Below are 947 nucleotides of genomic sequence, written 5' to 3'. Positions count from 1 at the left end.
TGACACGACGAAATCGACCATTTCGGGAGCGCCGGCCATACTCACGTCATGCCCGCGGCGAACCAATTCACGGCCGATCGTTAGGTACGGCTCGACCTCGCCACGCGTTCCCCAATTTGCCAGCACAAACTTCATCGCGGTCATGACTGTTCGATTCCCTGGCGCATCGTCGGATTGCAAGCGGCGGCCCACGCCCTCGGCCCAGACGACCGCAGCATAACCGGACACCCAGTGCTAGTTCAGCGAGTTGCGCTGACTCACGGAACCCGTTGGCAATGTGGGCGGCGGACGCCGAAACCTGCCGTCGCCGCGGAGCCATGTCTAGGCTCTGGCTCTACCGGAGATGTGGGCACCGGGGCTGTGGCCGGCCGTGGGTACGTCGACCCGCGTCGTCGGCATTTGGCTCGGTTCGGGAACGATACGTCGCCGGGCGGCGCGACAACCGAAAGTTTGAGATCCGCAATGAGATTTGTGTTGGCGAGCTACGGGACTCGAGGCGATATCGAGCCGTCGGTTGTAGTCGGCCGTGAGCTGCAGCGCCGAGGGCACGACGTGTGCATCGCGGTCCCGCCCGACCTGGTTGACTTCGCGGAATCGGCCGGGCTTACCGCGGTGCCCTACGGAGCGGAGACACGGGTATGGCTGGACGTGTTCCGCAACTTTTTTACCTCCGTGTTCAGCACGTTCTGGAGAATGCGTGACCTATCGGAGTGGGGACGCGAGCTGTGGAAAGTCAGCACTGGGGCCTGGGTGCAGATGAACGAGACACTGACGTCACTGGCGGACGGAGCCGACCTGGTGCTCGCCGGTCAGACTTACCAGGAGATCGCGGCCAATGTCGCTGAACACCACGGGCTTCCGTTGGCCACGCTGCACTACTACCCGGTACGGCCCAACGGACGGTTGATCCCGCTATTGCCCGGACCCATCGCGCGCTTCGCGATGAA

The 947-nt window shown here is 63.5% G+C and carries 2 protein-coding genes; one reads left to right on the top strand and one right to left on the bottom strand.

Annotated features, from left to right (window positions below):
• On the bottom strand, positions 1–135 hold a 135-nt coding region (locus A9W96_RS31590; protein ID WP_197499578.1), incomplete at its 3' end, for a glycosyltransferase.
• A gap of 327 nt (positions 136–462) precedes the next feature.
• Between A9W96_RS31590 and A9W96_RS19655 the strand changes: the two genes are divergently transcribed.
• Positions 463–947: glycosyltransferase (locus tag A9W96_RS19655; RefSeq protein WP_197499577.1), on the top strand; the 485-nt coding region annotated here is incomplete at its 3' end.

This window comes from Mycobacterium sp. 1245852.3, from assembly GCF_001669335.1.
GTDB classification, from domain to species: Bacteria; Actinomycetota; Actinomycetes; order Mycobacteriales; family Mycobacteriaceae; genus Mycobacterium; species Mycobacterium europaeum_A.
Note: the sequence above shows the minus strand (reverse complement) of the source record. Positions and strands in the feature narration are given on the sequence as shown.